This is a genomic window from Microvirga sp. KLBC 81, assembly GCF_003075415.1.
GTDB lineage: Bacteria > Pseudomonadota > Alphaproteobacteria > Rhizobiales > Beijerinckiaceae > Microvirga.
In genome coordinates this window covers 1-1,268 of record NZ_QDAH01000248.1, presented here as the reverse complement: position 1 = coordinate 1,268, position 1,268 = coordinate 1, and the positions used below count along the sequence as shown (strand labels likewise).

Sequence of the window (1,268 nt, the reverse complement as noted above, 5' to 3'; positions counted from 1 at the left end):
TTTTCGCCAAGGAGGGAAGTCGATGAGGTTCCAGTTCATCGATGCGGCGAAAGAGGGCTTCCCCGTCCAGCGCCTGTGCCAGGTCCTCGATGTTAGCCCCAGCGGCTACTTCGCCTGGAGAAGCCGTCCGGCCAGTAGCCGTCAGCGCGAGGATTTGGTGCTGCTGGCCCATATCCGCTCGGCCTTTGCCCGTTCGAACGCAACCTACGGCAGCCCGCGTCTGACCTGCGAGCTGCAGGACGAGGGCCTGAATGTTGGTCGGCGCCGAACTGCCCGACTACTGAGGGAGAACGGCTTAAAGGCCCGGCAGCAGCGCCGGTTCACGCGCACCACCGACAGCCATCATGCCTTTCCGATCGCGCCTAACCTGCTCAAGCAGGACTTCTCGGCCGAGGGCCCGAACCAGAAATGGAATGCGGATCTCTCGTACGTGTGGACGAGCGAGGGCTGGCTCTATCTGGCTGTCATCCTCGATCTGTTTGCCCGGCGGGTGGTCGGCTGGGCCGTCAGCGACCGGCTGCACCAGGAGCTTGCGTTGGAGGCGCTGCGCAAGGCTTTAGCAGTCCGACGACCATCGCCAGGCCTGACCCATCATGCCGACCGCGGCAGCCAATATTGCGCTATGGAGTACCAAGCCGTGCTGAGGAAACACAGCATCCGGATGTCGATGTCCGGGACAGGCAACTGCTTCGATTGTGAGAATGTGAGAGCCGCTCGGAAGGCCTGACCCTTGTTACGATTGACCGCATGTCATTGCGTTGACGTGTCGGTCCTCCGGGCGGCACCTGACGGTCTGCTGTCGCGTGACTTGATAGGAGCTTGAGGGAGACCGTCCCATCACAGTCCTGTCCGCCCGCAGGATCCCGCCAGGGCCTCAGCCGCGGAGGACCAGGACTGCATGACACCGATCCCGCCGAGATCATCATCGGCATCGACACCCACAAAGAGGCCCATGCGGCTGTCGCCATCAACGGGCTGGGAGCCCGCCTTGGCGCGATGACCCTGCTGGCGAGCAGCAGAGGGTAAAGGCAAGATGGAGATCATTCGTTGTCTCAAGCGCTTTGACGCACGGGAGATCTTTGGCTATCTCTGCCGAGCCAGAAGGGATCCCACGACGGTCCCTTCGACCTCTTGACCTCTATAGGAGCATCAATGCCTGGCAGAAACTGTCATTGGCCTGTTCAAGACCGAGGTGATCCATCGGCGCGGTCCATGGCGCTCGTTTGAGGCCGTCGAGTTCGCCACCCTCGAATGGGTCGATTGGTACA

At 61.8% G+C, this 1,268-nt stretch carries 1 protein-coding gene and 1 pseudogene; one reads left to right on the top strand and one right to left on the bottom strand.

Translation table 11 applies throughout. From position 1 onward, the window contains the following. Window positions 1-694 (top strand): annotated as a pseudogene (locus tag DC522_RS33570) (IS3 family transposase); the annotation flags it as partial. A 143-nt stretch (window positions 695-837) separates the two neighbouring features. Here the strand turns inward: DC522_RS33570 and DC522_RS33565 are convergent. Further along, a complete protein-coding gene (locus DC522_RS33565; protein ID WP_116532703.1) occupies window positions 838-1,044 on the bottom strand; it encodes a hypothetical protein in 207 nt (68 codons plus the stop codon). Between the last annotated feature and the right edge of the window lie 224 nt (window positions 1,045-1,268).

Bases quoted from the DNA above. Each gene is read 5' to 3' on its own strand.
- DC522_RS33565 (WP_116532703.1), bottom strand. From the start codon at position 1,044: ATGATCTCCATCTTGCCTTTACCCTCTGCTGCTCGCCAGCAGGGTCAT.